Origin of the sequence: Klebsiella oxytoca, assembly GCF_009707385.1 — a bacterium.
Classification (GTDB): Bacteria; Pseudomonadota; Gammaproteobacteria; order Enterobacterales; family Enterobacteriaceae; genus Klebsiella; species Klebsiella oxytoca_C.
The window spans coordinates 5,343,526-5,369,334 of the sequence record NZ_CP046115.1 but is presented as its reverse complement, the minus strand read 5'-3'; the positions used below and the strand labels follow the sequence as shown (position 1 = coordinate 5,369,334).

General features: G+C 55.3%; 26 protein-coding genes. 13 read left to right on the top strand and 13 right to left on the bottom strand.

Translation table 11 applies throughout. The features are described from left to right. Positions 1-4: 4 nt before the first annotated feature. Complete coding sequence (gene dsdX / locus GJ746_RS25080) at positions 5-1,342, bottom strand: D-serine transporter DsdX (protein WP_004116631.1); 1,338 nt, start codon at positions 1,340-1,342, stop codon at positions 5-7. A gap of 223 nt (positions 1,343-1,565) precedes the next feature. On the opposite strand from dsdX, the gene dsdC reads away from it, so the two are divergent. Further along, complete coding sequence (gene dsdC, locus GJ746_RS25075) at positions 1,566-2,495, top strand: DNA-binding transcriptional regulator DsdC (protein WP_154682585.1); 930 nt, start codon at positions 1,566-1,568, stop codon at positions 2,493-2,495. Positions 2,496-2,618: 123 nt separating this feature from the next. Here dsdC and emrD read toward each other — a convergent pair whose 3' ends face one another. The 4 genes from emrD to tisB all read right to left on the bottom strand — a co-directional run bounded on the left by emrD (position 2,619) and on the right by tisB (position 5,523). Continuing rightward, a complete protein-coding gene (gene emrD / locus GJ746_RS25070) occupies positions 2,619-3,803 on the bottom strand; it encodes a multidrug efflux MFS transporter EmrD (RefSeq protein ID WP_154682584.1) in 1,185 nt (394 codons plus the stop codon). A gap of 209 nt (positions 3,804-4,012) precedes the next feature. Continuing rightward, on the bottom strand, positions 4,013-4,846 hold the full coding sequence (locus GJ746_RS25065) for a DMT family transporter (protein WP_154682583.1): 834 nt from the start codon (positions 4,844-4,846) through the stop codon (positions 4,013-4,015). A gap of 70 nt (positions 4,847-4,916) precedes the next feature. Then, positions 4,917-5,363 carry a GNAT family N-acetyltransferase gene (locus tag GJ746_RS25060; protein WP_154682582.1) on the bottom strand — a complete coding sequence of 149 codons (447 nt, stop codon included), beginning with the start codon at positions 5,361-5,363 and terminating at the stop codon, positions 4,917-4,919. A 70-nt stretch (positions 5,364-5,433) separates the two neighbouring features. Beyond that, positions 5,434-5,523 carry a type I toxin-antitoxin system toxin TisB gene (gene tisB / locus GJ746_RS25055; protein WP_004107126.1) on the bottom strand — a complete coding sequence of 30 codons (90 nt, stop codon included), beginning with the start codon at positions 5,521-5,523 and terminating at the stop codon, positions 5,434-5,436. A 582-nt stretch (positions 5,524-6,105) separates the two neighbouring features. Between tisB and ivbL the strand changes: the two genes are divergently transcribed. The 3 genes from ivbL (at position 6,106) to ilvN (ending at position 8,412) form a co-directional block, all read left to right on the top strand. After that, complete coding sequence (gene ivbL / locus GJ746_RS25050) at positions 6,106-6,201, top strand: ilvB operon leader peptide IvbL (protein ID WP_004107123.1); 96 nt, start codon at positions 6,106-6,108, stop codon at positions 6,199-6,201. A 228-nt stretch (positions 6,202-6,429) separates the two neighbouring features. Next, the gene (gene ilvB / locus GJ746_RS25045) at positions 6,430-8,118 is read left to right on the top strand and encodes an acetolactate synthase large subunit (protein ID WP_154682581.1); all 1,689 of its coding nucleotides are present in this window, start codon (positions 6,430-6,432) and stop codon (positions 8,116-8,118) included. Positions 8,119-8,121: 3 nt separating this feature from the next. After that, a complete protein-coding gene (gene ilvN / locus GJ746_RS25040; RefSeq protein WP_154682580.1) occupies positions 8,122-8,412 on the top strand; it encodes an acetolactate synthase small subunit in 291 nt (96 codons plus the stop codon). 54 nt (positions 8,413-8,466) lie between these two features. On the opposite strand, the gene GJ746_RS25035 is transcribed toward ilvN, so the two are convergent. After that, entirely contained in the window at positions 8,467-9,339 is an 873-nt protein-coding gene (locus tag GJ746_RS25035; protein WP_154682579.1) for a DUF6708 domain-containing protein, read from the bottom strand. A gap of 399 nt (positions 9,340-9,738) precedes the next feature. On the opposite strand from GJ746_RS25035, the gene GJ746_RS25030 reads away from it, so the two are divergent. Together GJ746_RS25030 and nepI are read left to right on the top strand one after the other, a co-directional pair. Continuing rightward, complete coding sequence (locus GJ746_RS25030) at positions 9,739-10,191, top strand: DUF1198 domain-containing protein (protein WP_154682578.1); 453 nt, start codon at positions 9,739-9,741, stop codon at positions 10,189-10,191. A 238-nt stretch (positions 10,192-10,429) separates the two neighbouring features. After that, the gene (gene nepI / locus GJ746_RS25025) at positions 10,430-11,611 is read left to right on the top strand and encodes a purine ribonucleoside efflux pump NepI (RefSeq protein ID WP_154682577.1); all 1,182 of its coding nucleotides are present in this window, start codon (positions 10,430-10,432) and stop codon (positions 11,609-11,611) included. 25 nt (positions 11,612-11,636) lie between these two features. Here the strand turns inward: nepI and phnX are convergent, their stop codons facing one another. Both phnX and phnW read right to left on the bottom strand, forming a co-directional pair. Further along, entirely contained in the window at positions 11,637-12,446 is an 810-nt protein-coding gene (gene phnX / locus GJ746_RS25020; protein WP_154682576.1) for a phosphonoacetaldehyde hydrolase, read from the bottom strand. Positions 12,447-12,455: 9 nt separating this feature from the next. Then, positions 12,456-13,559: a 2-aminoethylphosphonate--pyruvate transaminase gene (phnW, locus tag GJ746_RS25015; RefSeq protein WP_154682575.1), complete on the bottom strand. Its 1,104-nt coding sequence runs from the start codon at positions 13,557-13,559 to the stop codon at positions 12,456-12,458. 139 nt (positions 13,560-13,698) lie between these two features. Here phnW and phnR point away from each other — a divergent pair, with 139 nt between their 5' ends. The 5 genes from phnR (at position 13,699) to phnV (ending at position 18,460) form a co-directional block, all read left to right on the top strand. Continuing rightward, the gene (gene phnR, locus GJ746_RS25010; RefSeq protein WP_154682574.1) at positions 13,699-14,418 is read left to right on the top strand and encodes a phosphonate utilization transcriptional regulator PhnR; all 720 of its coding nucleotides are present in this window, start codon (positions 13,699-13,701) and stop codon (positions 14,416-14,418) included. Positions 14,419-14,668: 250 nt separating this feature from the next. Then, positions 14,669-15,682 carry a 2-aminoethylphosphonate ABC transporter substrate-binding protein gene (phnS, locus tag GJ746_RS25005; RefSeq protein WP_154682817.1) on the top strand — a complete coding sequence of 338 codons (1,014 nt, stop codon included), beginning with the start codon at positions 14,669-14,671 and terminating at the stop codon, positions 15,680-15,682. 5 nt (positions 15,683-15,687) lie between these two features. Next, the gene (gene phnT / locus GJ746_RS25000; RefSeq protein ID WP_154682573.1) at positions 15,688-16,800 is read left to right on the top strand and encodes a 2-aminoethylphosphonate ABC transport system ATP-binding subunit PhnT; all 1,113 of its coding nucleotides are present in this window, start codon (positions 15,688-15,690) and stop codon (positions 16,798-16,800) included. After that, positions 16,800-17,660: a 2-aminoethylphosphonate ABC transporter permease subunit gene (gene phnU / locus GJ746_RS24995; protein ID WP_154682816.1), complete on the top strand. Its 861-nt coding sequence runs from the start codon at positions 16,800-16,802 to the stop codon at positions 17,658-17,660. Before phnT ends, phnU begins: the two co-directional genes overlap by 1 nt. A 2-nt stretch (positions 17,661-17,662) precedes the next feature. Then, complete coding sequence (gene phnV / locus GJ746_RS24990) at positions 17,663-18,460, top strand: 2-aminoethylphosphonate ABC transport system, membrane component PhnV (RefSeq protein WP_154682572.1); 798 nt, start codon at positions 17,663-17,665, stop codon at positions 18,458-18,460. 295 nt (positions 18,461-18,755) lie between these two features. On the opposite strand, the gene GJ746_RS24985 is transcribed toward phnV, so the two are convergent. Next, entirely contained in the window at positions 18,756-19,049 is a 294-nt protein-coding gene (locus tag GJ746_RS24985) for a YicS family protein (protein WP_154682571.1), read from the bottom strand. 209 nt (positions 19,050-19,258) lie between these two features. Between GJ746_RS24985 and GJ746_RS24980 the strand changes: the two genes are divergently transcribed. Next, the gene (locus tag GJ746_RS24980; protein WP_154682570.1) at positions 19,259-20,212 is read left to right on the top strand and encodes an Rpn family recombination-promoting nuclease/putative transposase; all 954 of its coding nucleotides are present in this window, start codon (positions 19,259-19,261) and stop codon (positions 20,210-20,212) included. Continuing rightward, on the top strand, positions 20,212-20,481 hold the full coding sequence (locus GJ746_RS24975) for a hypothetical protein (protein ID WP_154682569.1): 270 nt from the start codon (positions 20,212-20,214) through the stop codon (positions 20,479-20,481). The genes GJ746_RS24980 and GJ746_RS24975 overlap by 1 nt, the downstream gene beginning before the upstream one ends. A 3-nt stretch (positions 20,482-20,484) precedes the next feature. Here the strand turns inward: GJ746_RS24975 and GJ746_RS24970 are convergent, their stop codons facing one another. From GJ746_RS24970 to GJ746_RS24955, 4 genes are all read right to left on the bottom strand, one after another. Then, positions 20,485-21,387 carry a carboxylate/amino acid/amine transporter gene (locus tag GJ746_RS24970; protein WP_195908779.1) on the bottom strand — a complete coding sequence of 301 codons (903 nt, stop codon included), beginning with the start codon at positions 21,385-21,387 and terminating at the stop codon, positions 20,485-20,487. 154 nt (positions 21,388-21,541) lie between these two features. After that, entirely contained in the window at positions 21,542-22,975 is a 1,434-nt protein-coding gene (murP, locus tag GJ746_RS24965) for a PTS N-acetylmuramic acid transporter subunit IIBC (protein WP_154682568.1), read from the bottom strand. Between the two features lie 24 nt (positions 22,976-22,999). Further along, on the bottom strand, positions 23,000-23,902 hold the full coding sequence (gene murQ / locus GJ746_RS24960; protein WP_154682567.1) for an N-acetylmuramic acid 6-phosphate etherase: 903 nt from the start codon (positions 23,900-23,902) through the stop codon (positions 23,000-23,002). A 160-nt stretch (positions 23,903-24,062) separates the two neighbouring features. After that, the gene (locus tag GJ746_RS24955) at positions 24,063-25,229 is read right to left on the bottom strand and encodes a multidrug effflux MFS transporter (protein ID WP_154682566.1); all 1,167 of its coding nucleotides are present in this window, start codon (positions 25,227-25,229) and stop codon (positions 24,063-24,065) included. Between the last annotated feature and the right edge of the window lie 580 nt (positions 25,230-25,809).

Genomic DNA, 25,809 nt, shown 5'->3' with positions numbered 1-25,809 from the left:
GCGCTCAGATGATGAAAGAAAGCAGGAATGTACCGGCCAGTGCAAGCAGCGAAGCGATAAAGGTCGCCGTGGTATAGTATTTGAACGTCTCGTTGAGGCTTGCCCCGCAGTACTGTTTAACCAGCCAGAACAGGGAGTCCGTTACGATAGTGCAGCCAATCGCGCCGGAGCCGATGGCGATAGCGATGATTTCCGGGCTCACGCCGGGATAGAGCGGCAGCATCGGCGCGACGATGGCGGTTGCGCCCATCATCGCCACGGTGGCGGAACCAACCGCGGCATGCAGAATCAGCGCCACCAGCCAGGCCAGCAGAATCGGGTGCATATCGAGGTTCGACAGAATCACCGCCAGCGTATCGGCGAGGCCGCTGGTTTTCAGAATGGCGTTGAAGGCTCCGCCTGCGCCGATAATCAGCAGAATGTTGGCAATCGACCCGAAACAGTTTTCCGTATGCGTCAGCAGGGTACTCATGCCCATATTCTGGCGGATACCCAGCACGTAATAGGCCACAAAAACGGCGATAAACATGGCGGTGATCGGGTTACCGATAAACTCCAGCAGCATATACAGCGTGCCGCCTTTGGTCATATTCAGTTCGGCGATGGTTTTTACCAGCATCAGACCGATTGGCAGCAGGACCGTAAACAGCGTGGCGCCAAGCGACGGCAGGGTCTCTTCTTTGCGCACTTCGAGGTTAGCAAATTCAGCTGGAACCGCTTTAAACGGCAGGCGGTTGCCGAGCAGACGCAGGAACAGCGGACCACCGACCAGCGATGCCAGCAGGCCCACCAGCAGACCGTAAACGATCACCGTGCCGATATCCGCGCCCAGCTTATTCGCGACAAACAGCGCTGCCGGATGCGGCGGCACCACGCAGTGCACCGCCATCAGCGCCGTACACAGCGGGATGGCCAGCTTCAGCAGGGAGGTGTTGGTCTTTTTGGCAATGGAAAATGCCAGCGGGATCAGCAGTACCACGCCCACTTCAACGAACAGGGTGATCCCGCAAATCAGTCCCACCAGCACCATAATGACGTCAGCGGACAGCCAGCGGCAGCGCTGGAGCGTCAGGCCGATACGCTCAGCCGCGCCGGAGACCTCCATCATTTTGCCGAGAATCGTCCCCAGCCCAATTACCGCCGCCAGGAAGCCCAGCGTGCCGCCAATCCCGCTCTCGATGGCGTTAACCATATCCAGCGGGCTCATACCCATCATGGCGCCGACAAAAAAGCTTGCCAGCAGCAGCGCCAGAAACGGGTGAAACTTCAGTTTGACGATAGTTAATACAATCAACACGATGCTGATCAGCAGCGTGCTCACAACCCAGATCTGAGATTCCATACCCCACCTCGCCTGTGAATAATCTATCGCTATTGAACAGAAAAACGGCGCCTGCTGACAAACGATATAAACGCTCCTTAAGGTGAATAAGATTGAATCAAAAAGGTGATTTTGCTCTAAATTAGTCTGTTTTATGTGCTATGAATCACTTTTATTCACCTTTCTTACGCGGCTGGGGCGAAAACTTTCTTACAATCGGCGAAGAAAAGTGAAGGAGTAAGAGATGGAGACGTTAAAAGAGTTAGGCACTCGCCTGCTTAATGGCTGGCAGCTATCGAAGCTGTATACCTTTGAAGTCGCCGCCCGCCATGAGTCGTTTGCCCTGGCGGCAGAAGAGCTGTCGTTGACGCCGAGCGCGGTCAGCCATCGTATTAATCAGCTGGAAGAGGAGCTGGGGATCCAGCTGTTTGTACGCTCGCACCGCAAGGTGGAGCTGACGCACGAAGGTAAGCGGGTGTTCTGGGCGCTGAAGTCCTCTCTGGATAGCCTGAATCAGGAAATTCTGGATATCAAAAACCAGGAGCTGTCGGGGACCTTAACGGTCTATTCGCGCCCGTCCATCGCCCAGTGCTGGCTGGTACCGGCGCTCGGTGATTTTACTCGTCGCTATCCGTCGATATCGCTTACCGTGTTGACCGGCAACGATAACGTCAATATGCAGCGCGCGGGTATCGACCTGGCGATCTACTTTGATGACGCGCCATCATCGCAGTTGAGTCACCATTTTCTGATGGATGAGGCCATTGTGCCGGTGTGTACGGCGGATTACGCGCGCCGGCATCAGCTCCAGCAGAATCCCGGCAATCTTCTTCACTGTACGCTGCTGCACGACAGGCAGGCATGGAGTAACGATTCCGGCACCGATGAGTGGTTCAGCTGGGCGCAAAAATTTGGGATTGATTTACCACAATCGTCGGGGATTGGCTTCGACCGTTCGGATTTAGCGGTGATAGCCGCGATGCATCACGTCGGCGTGGCTATGGGACGTAAGCGGCTGGTGCAAAAGCGTCTCGACAGCGGGGAACTGATTGCGCCGTTCGGCGAGATGACCCTGAAATGCCACCAGCACTATTATGTGACGACCCTGCCGGGCCGCCAGTGGCCAAAAATCGATGCCTTTATCAACTGGTTGCAGAGTCTGGCGCAATTATGATGACCGGCTTAGTTTCATCCCGGTGGCGCTGCGCTGACCGGGCGACGGGTTCATCGGCGTCCGTCATGTTGTAGTCCGGGTAAGACGCACCGCGTCGCGACCCGGGAAACCCACAATGACGCCTTAAACCGGCTGCTGGTGTTGATGAAACCGCGACGCCAGCGGCAGCCAGCACAGCAGGATCAGCAATCCCATCAGCATCATCAGCAGACCGAGACTACCCTGACCGGTCTGCGGCATCATTGCCGACAGCCACGCCAGCACGCCGGAACCGATATTTTGCAGCCCACCCACCAGCGCCCCGGCGGTTCCAGCGAGGAACGGGAAGGGCTCCATTGCGCCGCTGGTCGCCAGCGGGAACAGCATTCCTGCGCCGAAGAAGAACAGCGCGGCGGGAATCAGCAGGGTCCAGACGGTCATCACGCCCAGCAGGCCTGGGATCCACATCATTACGCCCGCCAGCAGGCAGCAAATTACCGACTGCCACATCAGCGTCGGGAAACGTTTATTCGGCCGCCCGGCAAACCAGGCGCCAAAAAACGCCGCCGGGATCGGCAGAATAAACAGAATACTGACCGACATACTGCTCAGTCCCAGCACCGCGCCCATTAGCACCCCGGAACAGGCTTCAAATACGGCAATACCTGCCAGGCCGCCGATCAGCATCAGCAGATAGCAGTTAAACGCCCCGGTACCGAACAGGGTTTTGTAGTTAGTGATGAGTCGGGTATGCGGTGCACCGGTAGGCCGGGTCTCGGGCATCCAGCGTGCCATGCTGAAGGTGACGCCAGCGCAAAGAATCAGCAGGAACACAAAGCAGGCCCGCCAGTTCCAGATAGTATCGAGAATTCCGCCAATCAGCGGGGCCAGCAGCGGGCTGACCAGAATCCCCATATTCAGCAGGCTATTAGCGTGCCTGAGCTGAGCGCCTTCATACAGGTCACGCGGCAGGGTACGCGCCATCACGCCGCCGACGCCGGTTCCCATCCCCTGCATTGCGCTGGCGGCGATCAGCACCGGCAGACTATGGGTGGTGATGGCAACTAACGTCGCCAGCATAAAAATAGACATTCCAATGAGGATCACCGGACGGCGACCAACGCGGTCGGAGAGCGGGCCGTAGAAAAGCTGCGATACGCCGTAGGTCAGCAGATATGCGGCCATCACGCTCTGTACCGCGCCTTCGCGAACGTTTAGCGATACCGCCATGTCGGCTATCGCCGGAATATAAATGGTCTGCGCCATCTGGCCTACGGCCACCAGCAGTACCAGCATCAACAATAAATTGAAGTTCTTATGCCGTTTCATGTCGATGAATACTTCGTGGAAAGTTTAGGATAAAGAATATGTGACTGGCACACCCGCAAAACGATGGAGGAATCTACCATATAAAAATGACAGGACAACTACGCGACGGTGATTGCTGAAGAATATTCAGGCAGGTTTTGTAAACGATAATCGGCAACTAATGTTGCCATGAGTTTAGTCGTCATACTTCAAGTTGCAGATGCGTTGGCTTAAGACAGCCGCAGCAGAATCGCCCCGGCAGCAATGCCGCAGGCGGCAACAATGCGCAGTGGCACCATTTTCTCTTTCAACAGGACAAACGCAATTACCGCGCCGAAAAGAATGGAGGTTTCGCGCAGGGCGGCGACCACCGCCAGCGGCGCCTGGGTCATTGCCCACAGCGCCAGGCCGTAAGAGCCCATAGTACCTACGCCGCCGATCATTCCTTTCTTCCAGTGCTGGCGCAGATAGCGGCTGGCCTGAGGGCGTCGGACAATCATCGCCCAGCTCAGCAGGCAGAAGCCGTTCATAAAAAAGGTCCACAGCGTATAGCCCAGCGCGGTTTCTGAAAGCCGCACTCCGGTTCCATCTACCAGCGTATAACCGGCAATAAAGCAGGCGTTGATCAGCGCAAGTATGATACCGGCGCTCGAACTGGATCGACCGTTAAACGCCATCGCCAGTATCGCCAGACAAATTACGCCGATTCCCAGCCACGCTAGCGGAGAGAGGCGATCGTCAAGGAAGATGACGCTGATTATCGCCACCAGCAGCGGCGCGGTGCCGCGCATCAGCGGATAGGTCTGGCTCATATCAGAGACCTGATAGGTCTTTGCCACCAGAACGGTGTAGACCACCTGCAGCGCGCAGGAAACAGCAAGGAACGGCACGCTGGCTAGCGTAGGCTGGGGGGCAAAAGGGAGCAGAACCAGGGCGATTAATGACGCTGAGCCGCTGACGCCGATCGCCGCATACATTTTATCGCCGCTCGCTTTAACAATCGCGTTCCAGCTGGCGTGGAGCAGGGCGGCAAACAGTAGAATACAAAATACGGTAATGGTCATTACGGCCCGGCGCTGGGGAATAATTCGTCACTGGACTGTAACATGCGCACTCTTCGGCAGCCAGCGATGGCTAGAGCGAACAGAACAGACGATGTGTGACCTGAGGCTCATCATGCACCGGGCGAAATCCCAGATTTTCATAAAATGACCATGCTGCTGACGGCGCGTGGGCGTTGAGAAAATCAAAGCTGGCGCTGGAGTGGGTGATAACCGAGACCAGTAGCTGATGCCCGATCCCCTGCTGACGGTGGCGTTCGCCGATATATAAATGGCGGATGCGGCCGGCCCGCGGCTGCTGGCTAAAGGGGTCGATATTCAGCCCACAAACGCCGACCAGCAACCCATGCGCAAAGGCCCCCAGCAGCTTCTCTCCCGGCGCGTTAAAGCGATTTTCTCCGTTCTGCCAGTTCTCCGCCAGGCGATGCAGCATATTCAGGTTTTGCGTCTGGCTTTCGGCGCGTAATGCGGCAAAGCCGGGTTCGTCCGGGGTAATTGCGGCAATTAACAGCGGTGCCATGGTTTTCTCCTGTGGGTTAGCCTGTAGAGGGGCGGTTTCCCGCCCCTCTCAGGTGCGACTTGAACCTGAATCAGCGGAACTGCTTCAGGACTGCATCAAGTAGTTGCAGCACGGCAACCATGAGTTTCAGGATCAGAACAACGATATCCACTCCGCCCATACGCGTCTCCTCTGGTTCAGGAGCACGACCGGCTGGCGTACCTTTCCGCCGCCTGTTGCCAGCCAGGATATACCCGTCACATTTCAGGCGCCGACCTGCCGGTGGCGGACCAAATTATTCGGGGTATTTGTTGACGTAACACAGTGTGCTCTTCTGAGGTTAAGGCGCTGACGGCACCACCCGTTTCAGCCAGGACTTCTTTGCGCCGGTAAAAGTGCGGCCCCAGATCTCACCCTGCGTACCCTCTCAGTATAGAATGATTACTGTATATATGAACAGTATTTTTTGGACAAATTTGCGGGCACGATCCATACTCTAAATCAGCAAAAACCGTCGTCAAAATTGCGCCATCTTCCCCGATCGCGTATACTTTTCTCGTTGACGTAATACAGTGTGCTTATGGCTACCAACCGGAATACACTGAACAAAAAACCTCGCTATGGCGGGGTTTTTTGTTTTCATCCCTCGGCAAATTAATGTGATCATTCACGCAGTTTTTCCTGGCTGAAAATAAATCCATTGTGAAATGGCGAAAGCTGTGTTTGTATAAATCCATTCACTTTTTGCGAGAACAGGTCCCTAATGAACGCTACCACGCTGACTTCGACCCTACTACTAACCGCGCCTGCCGCGGTGGTCGTCGTGTCTGTGGTGGTCGTCGTCGGCAACGCGCCGTAGGGTCCGGAACAACACGAATTCCAAACCCCGCCGGCGCAAACCGAGCGGGGTTTTTCGTTTAAGAGCCCTGCCCGGATACGCTAAGTAATTCGGGTTGCAGGAAGGCGGCAAGTGAGCGAATCCCCAGGAGCGTACATAGGTATGTGACTGGGGTGACCAAGCGCAGCCAACGCACCAGCAACGTGAAGTACGACGCGTAAAGTCGGCCCAGAATAAAAGGACTGGAGCATGGCAAGTTCGGGCACAGCATCACAAAAAATGCGCTTCACTGGCGCACAGTTAGTCGTTCATTTACTGGAGCGTCAGGGGATCACCACGGTAAGCGGCATTCCGGGCGGCTCCATCCTTCCCATTTACGACGCGTTAAGCCAAAGCACGCAGATTCGCCATATTCTGGCGCGTCACGAGCAGGGAGCGGGATTTATCGCTCAGGGTATGGCGCGCACCGAGGGTAAACCCGCGGTATGTATGGCCTGCAGCGGTCCAGGAGCCACTAACCTGATCACCGCTATTGCCGACGCCCGCCTGGATTCAATTCCGTTGGTATGTATTACCGGTCAGGTTCCGGCCTCGATGATCGGCACCGACGCCTTCCAGGAAGTCGACACCTACGGTATCTCTATCCCCATCACGAAACATAACTATCTGGTACGTAATATCGCCGAACTGCCGCAGGTGATGTGCGACGCGTTTCGCATCGCGCAGTCCGGGCGTCCGGGACCGGTGTGGATAGATATTCCTAAGGATGTTCAGGCGGCGACCATTGAGCTGGAGGTTCTGCCTGAACCGGGTACCCGCATGGCGGCTCCGGAGTTCGACAGCGCCAGCGTACGCGAAGCGGCAGCGATGATTAACGCCGCACAGCGCCCGGTGCTTTATCTTGGGGGCGGGGTTATCAATGCTCCTGAGCAAATTCGCCAGCTGGCGGAAAAGGCGAATCTGCCTACCACTCAGACGTTGATGGCGCTGGGGATGATGCCGAAAGCGCACCCGCTGTCGCTGGGCATGCTGGGTATGCACGGTGCGCGCAGTACCAACTTTATTCTGCAAGAATCTGATTTGTTAGTAGTTTTAGGGGCACGTTTTGATGACCGGGCGATTGGTAAAACCGAGCAGTTCTGCCCGAACGCGAAAATTATCCACGTTGATATCGACCGTTCGGAGCTGGGTAAAATCAAGCAGCCGCACGTAGCGATTCAGGGCGATGTTGGTGAGGTGTTGAACCAGCTGATCCCACTGGTTGAGGCGCAGCCGCGTAGCGAATGGCTGCAGCTGGTAGCCGATTTGCAGCGTGAGTTACCCTGCGCCATTCCACAGGAGAAAGACCCGCTCAGCCATTATGGTCTGATTAACGCCGTTGCCGCCTGCGTTGACGATGAGGCTATCGTGACCACCGACGTGGGCCAGCACCAGATGTGGGTCGCTCAGGCTTATCCACTGAACCGTCCGCGCCAGTGGCTGACCTCTGGCGGTCTTGGCACCATGGGTTTTGGTCTGCCCGCCGCGGTTGGCGCGGCGCTCGCTAACCCGCAGCGTAAGATTATTTGTTTCTCCGGTGACGGCAGCCTGATGATGAATATTCAGGAAATGGCTACTGCGGCGGAAAATCAGCTGGACGTGAAAATTATCCTGATGAATAACGAAGCGCTGGGGCTGGTTCACCAGCAGCAGAGTCTGTTCTATAAGCAGGGCGTGTTTGCCGCGACCTATCCGGGGATGGTCAACTTTATGCAGATCGCCGCGGGGTTTGGTCTGCAAACCTGTGATTTAAATAACGAAGCCGACCCGCAGGCGGCGCTGCAGGCGATCATTGACCGTCCTGGCCCGGCGCTGATCCACGTGCGTATCGATGCCGAAGAAAAAGTGTATCCGATGGTACCGCCGGGTGCGGCCAATACTGAAATGGTGGGGGAATAAGCCATGCAACAGTCGACTCATGAAAACGTTATTCTACAGCTCACCGTGCGCAACCACCCCGGCGTAATGACCCACGTTTGTGGCCTGTTTGCCCGCCGCGCATTTAACGTAGAAGGCATTCTTTGCCTGCCGATTCAGGACAGCAATCAGAGCCGTATCTGGCTGCTGGTCAACGACGATCAGCGCCTGGGGCAGATGATTAGCCAGATCGAAAAGCTGGAAGATGTTGAGAAAGTGGTGCGTAATCAGTCCGATCCGTCGATGTTCAGCAAAATTGCGGTCTTTTTTGAGTAATTGAGCTTCCCCGAAAGGAAATATTCCTGCCGGGGAGTAATATCTGCTCTGATTTTATTCAGGGCAGATTTTTCTGTACTCATCTAAAGATGATGCTTTAGATTTTTTATCCAGATCGTCAGGCCAATTTACTTCGCGGCCATAAATGCCTACTTGCGCATTAACCGACGTATCTAATAAGTCATCGTTAAACTGCATAAAGTTACTAATCCATAACCACAGCTTGTAGTTAGGCATAAATAGCGCGTCCGTACCTGCGTCAGTCGATATCAGGTTAAAGGAATCGATCATAGTGGTGCTGATGCTGGAGTCATAAACGATACAGCGAATTGTGGAGGATGATGAGTGCTTATTGCGTGAAAAGATACTGATGGCTTGGATCAGACTCCAGTCATACTCTTTGCATTCGGCTTTAGTTGGCTTATAAAAAGGAAGATGCCACCAGAAGGTATAGGTTAATTTATAAGTAATACTATACAAAACATAATCGTAAACATAAACCTTACCGGTCTTTCTGTTGAAGCGAACAGGATAGTGTCGGGGAGCAAAGATAAAGTAATTAACAATAGCCGCGAAAGCAAACGTCATAAAAAGTATAATGAAAAACGCAAAATGTAGCAGGAAGTGAGCGTTTGGTCTGGAACTCCAGGTTTCAATATATGTTTTAAAATTGAATGTCGCATCGTATAAGAAAAACAACACCACGCCAAAGCATAAAATAACGACAGGTAAGAATAGCGCAATACCCAGGATGTTCATCCCATAAAATGAAGTATAATTGCGCGTAATCTCGCAGTAGTCATCATTGATATAAACTAATTTACCGCTATGCGATAGCTTATCTGTTTTGCTCTGCGTTTTTTTATTGAGTTGGTTGAGTAAACGCGCGTCAATAGTTTGTTTTGCGAGGTGAGGTTGCCGATGCATATATATTCCTTTGCTGATTCTGCAGGAACAATATCATGCGGCTTGTTCTCTGTACATAATAGATGCAGGGGTTCTGGCAGGAATAAGATTAATATATAAAATGAGTGAATAATTTAAAGTAATGTATGGTGAATATATCAGTAAAATTAAATATCTCTCCTGCCGTTGTGAATGACGTGCTGGCAACACTACCCGCTATACCCGCCATGGCCTCTATCGCCCTTATTAACGATCATCTTATCTTCTGTTCCGGTTTTTTAGGCTTCGTGCAGGGCTGTTTAATGCGGCAGCTCGCATAGCTATCCGCAATCGCGATAAGTCACATAATGATACGTCCGGCAGTCGACAGCGGACAAATTCCCATTATGATAGTGGGGCTGCGATTGAATGAGAGGATGCATGATCTGGTTAGGACTGGCCACGCTGATAGTGGTATTTGTTGTGGGATTTCGGGTGCTTACCTCTGATTCACGCCGCGCGATTCGCCGTCTGAGCGAACGGCTAGGCATTACGCCGGTGCCGCTGGAATCGATGATCGATCAGCTGGGGAAAACCGCCGGTAATGAGTATCTGCGCTACCTTGAACGGCCTAACGAAGCGCATCTGCAAAATGCCGCGCAGGTGCTGCTTATCTGGCAGGTTGCGGTCGTCGACGGCAGCGAGCAGAACCTGCACTACTGGTATCGGTTGATGCAAAAATCCCGCCTCGCTGCGCCGATTACCGAAGCGCAAATCCGTCTCGCGCAAGGATTTCTCCGCGAGCTTGAGCCGGAAGTTAGCGAGCTGCACGCTCTGCAGGAGCGCTATAACACGCTGTTTTTGCCGGAAGATGGCGTCCACTGGCTACATTGATATCACTTCCCTGTGCGCCGTTGGCTTCGTTAAAAATCTACACCGGCGAAGTCAACCCGGCAAAAGGCATCGCCACAAAGCGTCATTATCTGGCCGTACTTCCAATGAAATTATCGTTAATCCTGCGAATCTTGTGGTTGCGGGCGATACTGGTGAAAAAGTTGTCAAAACGTTAATTTCGTCACATTTAAAATGTTACACTGCGCGGCTTCTCCATGTTCAACCATGCAGGTAACTTATGACTCCTTCGAATGCATCCACGCCACACGCCAGTCAGGCAGCACGACCAAACTGGTCAGCGGTCTTTGCGGTGGCCTTCTGCGTTGCCTGCCTGATTACCGTTGAGTTCCTGCCGGTAAGTCTGCTTACGCCAATGGCGCAGGATTTAGGCATCTCTGAAGGCGTTGCCGGACAGTCGGTTACCACCACGGCGTTCGTGGCGATGTTTGCCAGCCTGTTTATAACCTCGATAATCCGCGGTACCGATCGCCGCTATGTGGTGATTCTTTTTTCGGTGCTGCTGACCATTTCCTGCCTGTTGGTCTCCTTTGCCAACAGCTTTTCATTATTGCTCCTCGGTCGCGCCTGCCTTGGACTGGCGCTGGGCGGCTTCTGGGCTATGTCGGCGTCGCTTACCATGCGGCTGGTACCGATGCGCGTGGTTCCCAAAGCGCTGTCGGTCATTTTCGGCGCGGTGTCGATAGCGCTGGTGATCGCCGCGCCGTTGGGTAGCTTTCTCGGCGGGATTATCGGCTGGCGTCATGTTTTTAACGCCGCCGCGGTGATGGGCGTGGTCTGTACAATTTGGGTACTCAAGGCGCTGCCTTCTCTGCCCGGCGAGTCGACCTCGGCGCAGCAAAATATGTTCGGCCTGCTGAAGCGCCCCGGCGTAATGGCCGGAATGTGCGCCATCTTTATGGCTTTCGCCGGTCAGTTCGCCTTTTTTACCTATATTCGCCCGGTGTACATGACGCTGGCGGGCTTTGACGTTGACGGCCTGACGCTGGTGCTGCTGAGCTTCGGTATCGCCAGCTTCGTTGGTACCTCGCTCTCTTCAATGCTGCTCAAGCGCTCGGTAAAAGCGGCACTGGCGATTGCCCCGGTGGTACTGGCTATCAGCGCCGCGGTGCTAGTTTTGTGGGGGGAGAGTAAAATTGTGGCGTCTACGGTAGCGGTTATCTGGGGCTTTGCTTTCGCGCTGGTACCGGTAGGCTGGTCGACGTGGATCACCCGCTCTCTTTCCGACCAGGCCGAAAAAGCCGGGTCGATTCAGGTGGCGGTGATCCAGCTGGCCAACACCTGTGGCGCAGCGGTCGGCGGCGTAGCTCTGGATCATCTTGGCCTGCTGTCGCCGCTGATCCTTTCCGGTTCGTTGATGCTGATTACCGGCCTGCTGGTTGCTACGAAAGTGCGCGTATAATTAGCCGTGGACAGGTGAAACCAATCTATGGGCGTTCACCTTTTGCCAGACGGCAATTAATGTCGGCAATGACGCCCGGTAAGTCCGCCAGGGTATCTACCACATAGTGTGCACCGGCGGCGTACAGCTTACCGGCAGCGTGCTCGCGGCGGGTGGCAATATCTTCAGCGGTCATCTGTTGATACTCCTCCAAGGTGGCGCCGAATTCGTTACCGGAAACCGCCAGCCCCACGCTCCACATTCCGGCGTTTAATCCTTCGGTAATGCCCGGGGCGGAATCATCAACCTTGACGCAGTGGGCAACCGAATCAATGCTCAGCGCAATCACGTTCTGCAGGGCCATCCACGGACCCGGTCGTCCCCCGGCGGCGAGGTCATCCGTCGCGACCCAATAGTCAGGCGCATAGCCCTGCGCGGCGGCGGCGGGCGCCAGCTTTTCCATGACCGGGCGCGGATAGCCGGAACAGGAGCCAATTTTTATCCCATCGGCGCGTAGTGCGGTAATCGTGTCGACAACCCCGGCGATTGGCGCAGAAAAATCGACGACTTTAGCAATTTGCAGCGGCATAAAGGCGGCGTAGATAGCATCGATATCCGCAGCATTCATCGCACGACCAAACTTTGTCTGCCAGCGGGCATCTACGGCGGGTAGTTTTCCCAGTGCTTCAATATGCTGCCATTTGCCAAGGCCCATCGGCACTCTTGCCTCTTCAAGCGTAATATCCATATCAAAGGCCTGGCGAAAGGCTTCAACGAAAATCTGCGTCGGCGCAAAGGAGCCGAAATCGACGGTGGTGCCTGCCCAATCAAGAATAACGGCGTTAATACGGTTCATGGCGGTTCCTTAATGTTGCCAGTACATGGCGTTGTTGATGGCCGCCAGCAGGGCGGTAATGTCGGCTTCGTACACTTCACCGATGTTGCCGATACGGAAGCAATCGCTTTGTGACACCTTACCCGGATAGATCACAAAACCCTGTTCTTTGAGCCGCTGATAAAAATCTTTAAAGCGGTACTGCGGCGCATCCGGAGAGTAAAATGCGGTGATGATCGGCGAATGCAGGCTATCGTCGAGAAGAGGCTGAAAGCCTAACGCGCGCATTCCCGCCACCAGACGGCGCTGATTTGCGCTGTAGCGCTGATGGCGCGCGCTCACCCCACCTTCTTCCGCCAGCTCTTTCAGCGCCTGAGCAAAAGCCAGCACGGTATGGGTTGGCGAGGTAAAACGCCATTTGCCGTGATTATCTTCCATGCAACGCCACTGGGCGTAGAGATCCAGCGACAGCGAACGCGAGCGGCCTTGGCAGGTTGCCAGTTCCGCTTCCCGAGCAATGACGAACGCAAAGCCCGGCACGCCCTGGATGCATTTGTTGGCGGAGCTGATCAGATAATCGATATTCAGCGCGGCGACGTCTAAGGGAATGCCGCCGAAGCTGCTCATCGCGTCGACGATATAGCGTTTATCGTACTGCTTCGCCAGTGCGGCAACCTCTTCAATCGGATTGAGCATGCCGGTGGTGGTTTCGCTATGCACCATCGCGATATGGGTGATCGCCGGGTCAGTTTGCAGGATCCGTTCGATCGCCGCCGCATCCGGGCTCGCCACTTCGCCGCAGTCGTAAGGATGATGCGCAATGCCCATCAGCTGCGCCATCTCGATCATGCGCGCGCCGTATGCGCCGTTGCTGATAATCAGCACTTTGCCCTGTGAGCCGATAACGCTGCCGAGCACCGCTTCAACCGCGTAGCTACCGCTACCTTGCAGCAGAACTGAGGTGTAGCCGGTGGCGGGCGTTGCCAGCTCGACCAGCTGTTGACGGATTGCCTGAACCACGCCGAGATTGTAGTCGTCATCCCAGGTGCAGCTATCGAACAGCATCGCTTCTTTTACCGTACGGGAAGTGGTTAACGGTCCGGGAGTTAGCAGCAGATAATTACGCGAAATCATTTTTTCACCATTTGGTCTATACCAGTTGTTTTTTATAATGACGATCGTCGCCTGAAAAGGTCAAAGGGAAAGTGGTGCTGCAACAAAAAATTCATCTGGTTATGTATAATGACCGCATCAAATTTGGCCGCGAGCGAACATGAAATCACCCTCTGGCGAGACGCCGCAGTATCTGCTGATTAAGGCACAGCTACAGGCGCGTATTCAAAACGGCGCGCTGAAGAGTGGCGATAAACTGCCCTCCGAGCGCGAGCTGTGCGCGCTGTTTAATACCACGCGTATTACGGTGCGCGAGAGCCTGGCGCAGCTGGAGGCCAGCGGGGTGATCTACCGCGCCGACCGCCGCGGCTGGTTTGTCACGCCGGAGCGTCTGTGGCTGGATCCAACGCAAAATACCAACTTCCATAAGCTGTGCCTGGAGCAGGGACGGGAGCCGAAAACGGTGCTGCTGGACGGGCGTTTAACCGCCGTTCCGCTGGACGTTATGCTGCCGCTGGCGCTGCAGCCTTTCGACCAGGTTTACCGGCTAACCCGCCTGCGCTACGCCGACGGGCGAGCGATTTGCTATTGTGAAAACCACTGCCTTCCCGCCAGGGTTCCGGAGCTGCTGCGCCACGATTTGAACGGTAGCCTGACCGAGATTTATCAGGTTCATTACGACTTGATATATACCAGCATGCATCTGTCGTTCTACCCTACGTCAATGCCGCCGCAGGCCGCCGCAGCGCTGGGGGTGATGGAAGGGCGCCCGGCGCTGCTGCTGCGCCGGCTTAACTACGATCAACACGGGCGAATTCTTGATTACGATATCGAGTACTGGCGTCACGATAGTCTACGGATAGAAGTCGATACCCACTGACTTTTCTCGGCCTGTTCGTGCTTTTTCCGCGGGTCGCGGCTGATGCCTGACCTGGGCTACAGGTTCACCGCAGTCTGCTGGTTTGGTAGCCCGGACAGGTGCGTCAAGCGCCGCCTCCGGGGAAAGCGACGCACTCCTGCTTTTAACCCTTTCGACACACTTTATTCATCGTTTTGTCATAAAGCCCCGGTAGCGTGAAACTCTATCTGGTATAGACCATTTAATTCACTCACCCGAAAAGGCTGACATGATGAAACTCTCCCGACTCGCTCTGCTATCCGCTATCGCCCTTGCCAGCGCCCCGGTTTGGGCCGATGGCGTGGTTACCGTCTATTCCGCTGACGGCCTGCACGATGGCGACAACAGCTGGTACAAAAATCAGTTCGATGCCTTCACCAAAGCGACGGGCATCAAAGTACAGTACGTTGAAGGCGGCTCCGGAGCGATTGTTGAACGCCTGTCAAAAGAGCGTACCAACCCGCAGGCTGACGTGCTGGTGACGGTGCCGCCGTTTATCCAGCGCGCCGCCAAAGAACAACTGTTGGCTGAATTTAAGCCGCAGGGCAGCGAACAGATCTCCGGCGTCCATGACCGCTACTCGCCCCTGGTTAACAACTACCTGACCTTCATCTATAACAGCAAACTGCTGAAAGCCGCTCCGGCCAGCTGGCAGGATCTGCTTGATAGCCGCTTCAGGAACAAACTGCAGTATTCGACGCCAGGCCAGGCGGGCGACGGAACCGCAGTGATGCTGCAGGCTTTCCACAGCCTGGGTAGCAAAGAGGCGGGGTTCGACTATCTCGGCAAGCTGCAGGCCAATAACGTCGGGCCGTCAGCTTCTACCGGTAAACTGACCGCGCTGGTCAACAAAGGCGAGCTGTACGTCGCTAACGGCGATCTGCAAATGAACCTGTCGCAGATGGAGCGTAATCCGAATGTCCAAATCTTCTGGCCAGCGGATGCTCAGGGTGAACGCAGCGCGCTGGCGCTGCCTTATACCATCGGCCTGGTTCAAAATGCACCGAACGGCGAAAACGGTAAAAAGCTGATTAACTTCCTGCTCGATAAATCCGCACAGGCCAGCGTAAGCGCGCTCTCCTGGGGACTGCCGGTGCGTAGCGATGTTGCTCCGCAAGATGTCAGGTTTAAGGCGGCGAAAGCGGCGCTTGACGGCGTGAAGAGCTGGGAACCTGACTGGGACGATGTTGCGGCTTCGCTGTCGGCGGATATCGCCCGCTGGCATAAAGTCACCGATAGCGAGTAAGCGTGATGTTGATGAAAACGACCGTCTCTCACTCTCCGCCGCTGGCGGGAACGTCCGGGATTACTCTCGACTCGCTGCGCGTTTCATATCACGGCAACGTGGTATTGAAGCCGCTGACTTTGACTATTGAACCGGGTGAGGTGCTGGCGCTGATCGGTCCCTCCGGCTCCGGGAAAACCACGGTACTGCGGGCGATAGCCGGTTTTGTGCAGCCTGCGGGCGGTCGGATTTTGCTTGGCGACACCGATGTTACCCACCTGCCGCCGTATAAACGCGGTCTTGGTATGGTGGTGCAGAACTACGCCCTGTTTCCGCATATGAAGGTGGAAGACAACGTTGCCTTCGGCCTGCGGGCGCAAAAGCAGCCAGGCGTGCAGATCGCTGAACGGGTCAAGGAGGCGCTGAAAATTGTCGGCATGGCGGATTACGCCAGCCGCTATCCGCACCAGCTCTCCGGCGGTCAGCAGCAGCGCGTCGCCATTGCCCGCGCTATCGCCGTGCGTCCGCGGGTATTGCTGCTTGATGAACCGCTTTCGGCGCTGGATGCGCAAATTCGCCATAACATGGTAGAGGAAATAGCTCGCCTGCACCGCGAACTGCCGGAATTGACCATTCTCTATGTCACCCACGATCAGACCGAAGCCCTGACCCTGGCGGACAAGATTGGCATTATGAAAGACGGCTCGCTGATTGCCCACGGCGAAACCCATCAGCTATATCACTATCCGCCCAATCGCTTTAGCGCCGAATTTCTCGGTCGCGCCAATATCCTGCAGGCGACGGCATTGAAAGATACCGCGCAGCCGGGAGTGGTTAGCGTCAGCTGCGGCGGTGGATTGGTTAGCGCTTTCAGCCACGGGGGGCAGCACGGCAACAATAAGCTGCTGTGCATTCGTCCTCAGCATATGAGCCTCGCGCCGCGCTCGGCTATCAGCAATCGGCTTAATGCTACCCTGACGTCGGTGCACTGGCAGGGCGATCTGACGCATCTGTTGTGCGACGTGGCGGGCGAGGCGGTACGCATCGTGATGACCCACGTAAACCCGCTGCCGCGTGTGGGTGACAAGCTGGCGCTTTACTTTGAACCCAACGATGCGGTTCTGATCGAGGTGCAATGATGGCGCAAACCCTAACGCTTGTGCGCCCGGCGCGGAACCTGCGCCCTTACCTGTGGCTGTTGTTGCCCCTGCTGGTACTGGCGACGCTGTTTTTTTACCCACTGTTGCTGATTGGCGAACAGGCGCTGCGCGATGCCAGCGGGCACCTGAGCCTGGAAACGTTCCGGCAGGTGGTGGAGTCCCGGCGCTTTATCAGCGCGTTGCTCAATACGCTGCAAATTGCGGTCTTTGCCACGCTCGGCTGCCTGCTGCTTGGCAGCATACTGGCGCTGATTCTGGTCTTTATTCCGTTCCCCGGCAGCCAGTTGATTAGCCGGATAATTGATACCTTTATTGCGCTGCCAACTTTTCTTATCACCCTGGCTTTTACCTTTATCTACGGTTCCGCCGGACTGCTCAACGGAACGCTGATGTCGCTGTTTGCTTTTGAACTGCCGCCGGTGGACTTTCTCTATTCCATTCAGGGGGTGATTCTGGCGGAAATTACCGTTTTCACGCCGCTGGTGATGCGTCCGCTAATAGCTGGACTGCGGCAGATTGATAAAAGCCAGCTTGAGGCGGCGAGCATTCTTGGCGCTCATCCGCTGCGGGTTATCGGCCAGGTAATTTTCCCGGCGGCGCTGCCGGCGCTGATGGCGGGGGGCAGCCTGTGTCTACTGCTGACCACCAACGAGTTCGGTATCGTGCTGTTTATCGGCGCCAAAGGGGTCAATACCCTGCCGATGATGGTTTACAGCAAGGCCATTCTCGAATCGGACTACAGCGTAGCCTGCATGATTGCGTTGATAAATATTCTGCTGTCGCTGGGGCTGTTTATGCTCTATCGGCTGGCCGCCGCCCGTACCGGCGTGAGGAGCTAACGATGTTGATTTGGTCGCGTAAAGGCCGTACGGCGGCGGGAGCGCTGGCGGTGACGCTGTTTGGCGGATTTTTCTTTTTGCCGCTGGCGGTGATTTTAATGTCCAGCCTGAGCCAACAGTGGAACGGCCTGCTGCCCTCAGGCTTCACTCTCGGGCATTTCGTTAATGCATTTCGCGGCGCCGCGTGGGATGCGCTGTTCTCCAGCCTGATGGTCGGATTTTGCGCCAGCCTTTTCGCTCTGCTCTGCGGCATGTGGGCAGCGCTGGCTTTGCGCCAGTACGGTACAAAGCTGCAAAAATACCTTGGGCTGGCGTTCTATTTACCGAGCGCAATTCCATCGGTATCGGTGGGATTAGGTATTCTGGTGGCTTTCAGCCAGGGGCCGCTACAGATGAATGGTACCTTCTGGATCGTGCTGGCGGCGCACTTCGTACTGATTTCCGCATTTACCTTCAGCAATGTTTCCACCGGTCTGGCGCGTATTTCCGCCGATATTGAAAACGTCGCCTCCAGCCTGGGAGCATCGCCATGGTACCGCCTGCGCCATATCACGCTGCCGCTGATGACGCCGTGGATGATCTCTGCGCTGGCGCTGAGCCTGTCGCTATCGATGGGCGAACTGGGCGCGACGGTGATGATTTATCCGCCGGGCTGGACAACGCTGCCGGTAACGATTTTCAGCCTCACCGATCGCGGAAATATTGCCGATGGTTCGGCGCTGACCATCGTGCTGGTGGGCGTTACGCTGCTGCTGATGATTAAGCTGGAGCGTATCGCCCGCCGGATGAGCCAGAAGTAGCGTCTCTTTCCGGTGATATTGCGCTGGCCGGGCTATGGATTTATTGATGCCTGCAACCCGGGGGATTTAACCCGGCTCGCGCTACGCTCAGCCGGGCTACCGGTTTCCCCTAATAGAGCGACGCCGGTAGGGTGTTCAGCTTTGCGGGATCGCTACGGCTGTCCGGTATTGAATATTCAATGAGGACGATGAACAGGGGAAAAATCAGCTTCTCTGACTGAGCAGACGCTGATGCTTGATAGCTGTCTGCTGTGCGGAGATGTAATTATTCCATACCGCTGGTAGCGTACAGATATCAGGGGGTTGGGCACTGAATGTCGTTAATGGCCCTCTGATAAGCGGCGCTGTTGTTTTTATCCAGCGCCCGCGTTGCGCTTTTTACAGCGGTTTTGTTTTCAGTTGACTCCAGCACGCGGTTAGCAAACTGAGTATCATCAAGGCCTCTACTGACAGGGCAGTTTTTCCGCACATCCTTCACTATCTGCTGCTTTTGCTGTTCAAACTTCAGTCCGGAGAGCGGTGCGGCCGTCGCCACGATGGGTAACATCAGGCAGGCTGCCAGCGACAGCGCAATACTCATTCTCTTCATCACGAAAATCCTTAATTTCATAACGTGTTCTTCTAACTATAGACGCATTTCTCAATGAACATTTTGCGTGCTTCTTTCCGCAAAAATGAACCTGTTTCAGTCGTTGAAATTTATCTTCCGTACCAGTAAGCAAAGCCGAACATGTGCTGATGCTCGCCTATCTTTTGCTGAGTATATTCCAGCCATTGTGTTTCCACGGATGGCGAACCATGAAGAAAAAAGGAACTACTCCGACGCCGCACGATGCGGTTTTTAAACAGTTTCTATCGCATCCCGAATGCGCCCGGGATTTTATCGAGATTCATTTACCGGCTTCGCTACGTCAGCTGTGCGATCTGCAAACGCTCAGGCTGGAGTCCGGCAGCTTTATTGAGGCAGATTTACGCGCCAGCTATTCCGATGTGCTGTGGTCGCTGAAAACCAGCGATGGTGACGGCTATATCTACGTGGTGATTGAACATCAGAGCACGCCTGATGTGCATATGGCCTTCAGGCTGATGCGCTACGCGCTGGCTACAATGCAGCGTCATCTGGATGCCGGGCATAAAACGCTGCCGCTGGTAGTGCCGATGCTGTTCTATCACGGAGCCAAAAGCCCTTATCCCTTTTCACTTTGCTGGCTGGATGAGTTTGCCGATACGGCGGTAGCGCGTCGGCTTTATGCTGCTGCTTTCCCGTTAGTGGATATCACGGTGGTGCCGGATGACGACATTATGCAGCACAGACGCGTGGCGCTGCTGGAGCTAATACAAAAGCATATTCGCCAGCGCGATTTACTTGGCCTGGTGGAGCGATTAGCTGAGCTGTTGGTTAAAGGTTGTGCTAATGACAGCCAGCTTGAAGCGCTGTTTAATTACATGCTGCAGTGCGGCGATGAGCCTCGTTTTGCTGAGTTTCTTTACGAGACCGCGCGGCGTGTTCCTCAACATAAGGAGGTCATCATGACCATTGCGGAAAGACTACGGCAGGAAGGGCGACAAGAAGGCAAGTTAGAGGGCAAGTTAGAAGGTAAACAAGAGGGTAAACAAGAAGAAGCGCTGCGTATTGCTCGTTTATTTCTGGAGCAAGGATTTGAGCGCGAGCTGATACGGATGACTATTGGGCTCTCGGATGACGATCTTAATGCATTCCAGGATACATCCCTCAAGATGGGGGAAAATTAATGACGATTGTAGAGAGGCTACGGCTGGAAGAGATACCACAGGAGTTACAACAAGAGTATTTACTAGGATATCTGTTGGAATTATTCCTGGCGTTTTATGAAGGATTTCAGGAAGGTAAACAGGAAGGTAAACGCGAAGAAGCGCTGCGTATTGCTCGTTCATGTCTGGAACAGGGCTTTGAGCGCGAACTGGTAAGGGATGTTTGTCAGCTATCAGATGACGACCTGAAGATGCTGCAAACTCAGGTCGCAGCATCCTCAGCCAGATAATCATCAGGCCGTTTTAACCCTACGCCGCGAATCCATGGCGATCAGCACCACTGACGAGAGAATCAGCAGCGTGCCCAGCCAGTCCGGGAGGGTAAACGTAATGCCGAGCAGCAGCAGCGAGAGCAGGGCGCTACTCAGCGGCTCCGCGCAGCTGAGGATCCCCGCTTTCGCGCCGCCAATCTGCTGCGCGCCGTTCAGGTAGAGGCTGAAGGTCAGCGAGGTGCCGATAACCACCAGGTAGAAAAAGGCCAGCAGCAGGCCTCCGGTCACCACAAAATGGTTACCCTGCCCGGCGTAGAACGGTAGCAGCATGGCCCCGCTGAGCAGCATACTCCAGCCGACAATCGGCAGCGTGCCGTAGCGGGCAATCAGCGTCGAAGGATAAGTGGTGTAGAACGCGGCGGCGAATGCCGAGGCAATACCCCAGAACAGCGCGGTGGGAGAAATCGACAGCGTCGTCGGGTTGCCGTGGGTGACCAGCAGGAATGTGCCCGCCAGCGAGGTACAGATAGCTGCCAGCACCAGCGGGCTGGGTCGCGTTTTGCGGGCGATGGCAAACCAGGCGACGATAATCGTTGGTGACAGAAACTGCAGCACCGTTGCGGTGGCCGCGTTTGATTGCTCGATAGTCATCAGGAAGGTGTACTGCACGGTGAGCGCGCCGAACAGCGAGAAAATAAGCAGGCTGATGGCATCTTTACGGTTATGCAGAATGCGGAAAATCTTATCGCCGTGAACGAAGGAGAGCATCAGGAGGATCAGGCCGGCGAACAACAGCCGCGTCATGGTCAGAAACGGTGATGACATCTGGCTTTGCTGCATAATGTATTGCGCGCAGACGCCGGAACTTCCCCACAGCACGGCGGCTATCAGTACGTTCAGCATCCCTTTTTTGCTGGAGCCCATCTTTCCCTCGGGTGAAATATCGTCAAAGCGGCATCATAGCATGAGCGCATGCGGGCGGCGGGGCAGGAAATGGTAGCGGCGCCATTTATCATGCCCCCCACCCGCCATGCGGCGGGTTAAAAAGCGTTCAGCCGCTATGCATCAGACGCGCGGCTTAGCTCAAATCAACGTTCTTGCTGCCGAACAGCCAGGTCAGAGCGAACCCGCACAGGTATGAGACCGCCAGCCCGGCGGCATATACCGCCATTCCTGCGTAGATCCCGCTGCCGGAGGTCATCAGCGGCAGCGCCACCAGCCCCGAGGGGCCAAACACCGTATTCAGGCCTACCGGCAGCCCCATCCAGGCGATAAGCCCGAGGAAAAAACCGCCGCAGGCGCCGCCGAGGCAGGCGGTGATAAACGGCTTCATGCGCGGCAGCGTTACGCCGTAAATCAGCGGTTCGCCGATGCCTAGGAAGCCGGGGATTATCGCTCCTTTAATTTGCATACGCAGCATAGACCCCTGCTTAGCTCTCCAGAACAGCGCCAGCGCCGCGCCGACCTGTCCGGCTCCGGCCATCGCCAGAATCGGAAACAGCGAGTTAAAACCCTGCGCCTCCACCAGCGCGAAATAGACCGGTACAAAGCCTTGATGCACGCCGAACATCACCGCCAGCAGGAACAGGCCGGCCAGTACCGCAGAGCCGAACGGGTTACCGTTAAGATGCAGGAACAACCACGACATTCCGGTAAACAGCCAACCGCCAATGGGCATAATGACGGTAAAGGTTATCGCGCCCATGATCAGCAGCGTCACCGCCGAGGTAAGGATCATGTCGAGGTTGGCAGGCATAATGCGGCGTATCTGCTTTTCCACCCACGCGCCGATAATACAGGCGATCAGTACGCCGATAATATTGCCGCGCGGGTCGATGGCGTGGCCGAAGAAGGTTGAAATCCCGGAGTAGAAACCGCTGGTGGCCTCCGGGTTATAGCCAAGCACAAACAGCGATGCGATGATTGCTCCGTTGACCCCGGAGCCGCCGAAGGCTTTCTGCGCATTGTAGCCAATCAGGATGCTCAGGAAAGTAAACATCCCTTTGCTGAAGACCTTCATATAGCCGATCAGCGCTACTACCGTGGCGTTGGGATGCGTGTTTTCGAGAACAAATATCTGTTCCGCCAGGGTGGCAAATCCCAGCAGCAGGCCAACGGCGATAAAACCGGGTATCAGCGGGGTAAAAATGGTGGCGAATTTGGCGAGGAATTTTTGGATGCCGCTGGTTTGCTTACTCTTCAACGCCTGTTTTTTCTCGGCGGCGACATCGGCCAGCGATGGCGTTTCCGCCGGAGCGTCTTCCAGTAATGCGTTCATCATTTCCGCGGCGGTTTGCGCCTTGCCGGGCCCAAGGACAATCTGGAACTGCTTATCGCTGACGATCACTCCCATCACGCCTTCGATCCGGCGGATGGCGGCGCTATCCGCCTGCGATTCATCGTGCAAGGTTAAACGCAGCCGGGTCATACAGTTGCCCGCCTGTGCGATGTTCCCGGCTCCGCCAACGTGCTGCAGGATCCGCGCTATCATCTCTTTATTTATTTTTGCCATTGCAGATTACCCGTTGGTCAGCGGTCAGGAGCGGCTCAGCGCTTTGCGGATGTAGCCATTATTTTTTGCCAGTAGCGCCTGAGCATCCGCGGCGCTTAAATCAGCCAGCACCATCACAATCGCCGTTTTGCAGCGGCGGCCGCAGGCTTCCAGCGCGCTCTGAGCGGTTGCGCGATCGCATTCGGTGGCTTCCATGACGATGGATATCTGGCGCTCGATAAGCTTGGCGTTAGTCGCTTCAACGTCCACCATCAGGTTGCTGTAGACCTTGCCGATGCGAATCATCGCTCCGGTGGAGATCATATTCAGCACCAGCTTTTGTGCGGTGCCCGCCTTCAGACGCGTTGAGCCGGTCACCACTTCCGGGCCAACCACCGGCGTTATGGCGACGTCCGCCAGCTGGGCCATTTCACCGTGCGGGTTGCAGCTGACAATGGCGACAAAAGCGTTCTGGCTATGAGCATACTCCATCGCGCCTATCACGTACGGCGTGCGTCCGCTGGCCGCCAGACCGACCAGCACGTCGCGGTTGCTAAAGTTAAGGTTCTGCAGGTCCATTGCTCCTTGCGCTTTGTTATCTTCGACGTTCTCTACGGCACTCAGAATTGCTTTATGACCGCCAGCAATGATGCCCACTACCTGTTCCGGGCGGGTACCGAAGGTCGGCGGGCATTCGCTGGCATCAAGGATCCCCAGACGACCAGAAGTGCCTGCACCAATATAAATCAGCCGCCCGCCGGCCTGCAGCGCCGCTGCGACTTTATCCACGACCTGGGCAATTTGTGCCAGATAAGGCGTAATAGCGTGAGCCACCTGCTGGTCTTCCTGGTTAATTACCGTCAGCATCTCTTCGGTGGAGAGGGTATCAATGTGGGCGCTATTGGCGTTACGGCGCTCGGTCAGCAGTTTGCTCAGGTCGATATTCATAAGAACCTCTTTATTCACAGTGGCGGGCAGTATAAGGAATTAATTATTCCTTTCATGTGAAGGCTATCACGATTGATGTTGAATGAAGAATAGAAGATTACAGCCCTGGCGGGAAATATGGTGGTAAAAAAATGGAATATTTTATTACCACCAGCAGGAGTTACCGTGCGGAATGCGGTTTTATCAGGCCAACCAGCAGAGAGGCGAGATAGCAAAGGGCCATCGCGCTACTCATTTTGAGCATCGTTTCACCGCCGAGTCCGGCCAGCGGCGCGGCAATACCGCCAAACACAAACATCAGCGTGCCCATCAGGGCTGAAGCCGTTCCGGACTGGCGGGCGTTAATGGTATTCATGGCTTCCGATCCGGCAACGGTACTGATGCCGCTCATCATTGAGACCGTAAAAAACAGGCCAATCAGCGCCAGCGTCGGCAGCTGTAACCAGGTAAGCAGCAGGGTGATGGCGGCAAATGTCACGGCCAGCAGCTGGCCACCGCGCAGTAGGGCTTCGGCGCTGAAGCGGCGCGCCAGTCGTGAGAAGATCAGCGCCGCGATAATCAGCCCGATGCCGTTAAGGCCGAACAGCAGACTGAACTGCATTGCGTTCATGGCATATTCGCTCTGGATAACGAACGAAGATGAGCCGATATACGAGAAGAGTCCGGCCATCATAAAGGCCTGAATCAGGCTATAGCGCATGAAGCGGCTGTTTTTCAGCACCGGGGTATCATCCTGCTGTCGGGCAACCGAGGCGGCGCTTTTTGCCGGCAGCGTTTCATGCAGTACCGTCAGGCTGAGCAGCAGCAGGACAATGCCGATGGCCGCCATCGCCCAGAACAGAATACGCCAGTCGAAGGCGGTGATGATCCAGCCGCCGAGTACCGGCGAAAGCACCGGCGCGATGCCGTTCACGGTCATCAGCAGGGCGAAAAACTGGGTCAGAAGGGTACCCTGATAGCGGTCGCGGGCGATAGAACGCGACAGCACCGAGCCGCCCGCGCCGGCGAAACCCTGCAGAAAACGCCAGGCGATCAGCATATGGATATCGTAGGTGATGGCGCACATCACCGAGGAGAAGATAAACAGCAGCAGGGAGAGCGCGAGCGGCTTTTTACGGCCAATGCGGTCGCTCAGCGGGCCAAAAAACAGCTGCCCAAGGCCGAGGCCAATCAGCGCCGCGGTTAGCGAGAGCTGGGTTTGCGTGCCGGTAGCGCTAAGCTGCTGGGTAATTTCCGGCAGCGCGGGCAGATAGAAATCGGTACACAGCGGTCCAATAGCGCTGAGCAAGCCGAGAACCACTACCCAGGAAAGAGAAATTCGCGACATATTAACGGGCTCCTTGTCATAAAACCGGGCATTACCGTCCGGTATCAAATTAGCTGGCGCCGCCTCCCGGCGACTGCCAGTTTTCCTGGTCAGTTTGCTGGTGGCCTGAGCTGACTTCCGGGACGATCGGTTGCGGAGAGGAATTTTGCGCATTATCGCACCCGTTCAGGAGAAATAATGCTGCTGCGACGGGGCTATAGCGTATTTCATTATATTTTCTCAGGATGTACGACGTCTGCCCGACAAATTCAACGGCAAGGGGATGAACAGGGCGATGATACATCTCCGGATAAACACAAATAGCAAAATGAGAAATGAATACTCCTGTTTGTCGTAAATAACCTGGTTAGTACCGCTAATGATTAAACGGCTGGTTCAAGATTTTCCCTCGCGGTAAGTTCGACAGTTACAGGCTTTGAAGCGAGCGGCTATACCATGCTATACGCCATTATTTTGGGTTTTTTCCATACTTTAATTTTTTGAGAATGATGATTCTCGTTTTTCCCATTATACGTCAGTATTGAATGATGGGAAGGTTTTTTACACTAATAGGGTATCCGAGAAATTTACTCAGGAAATA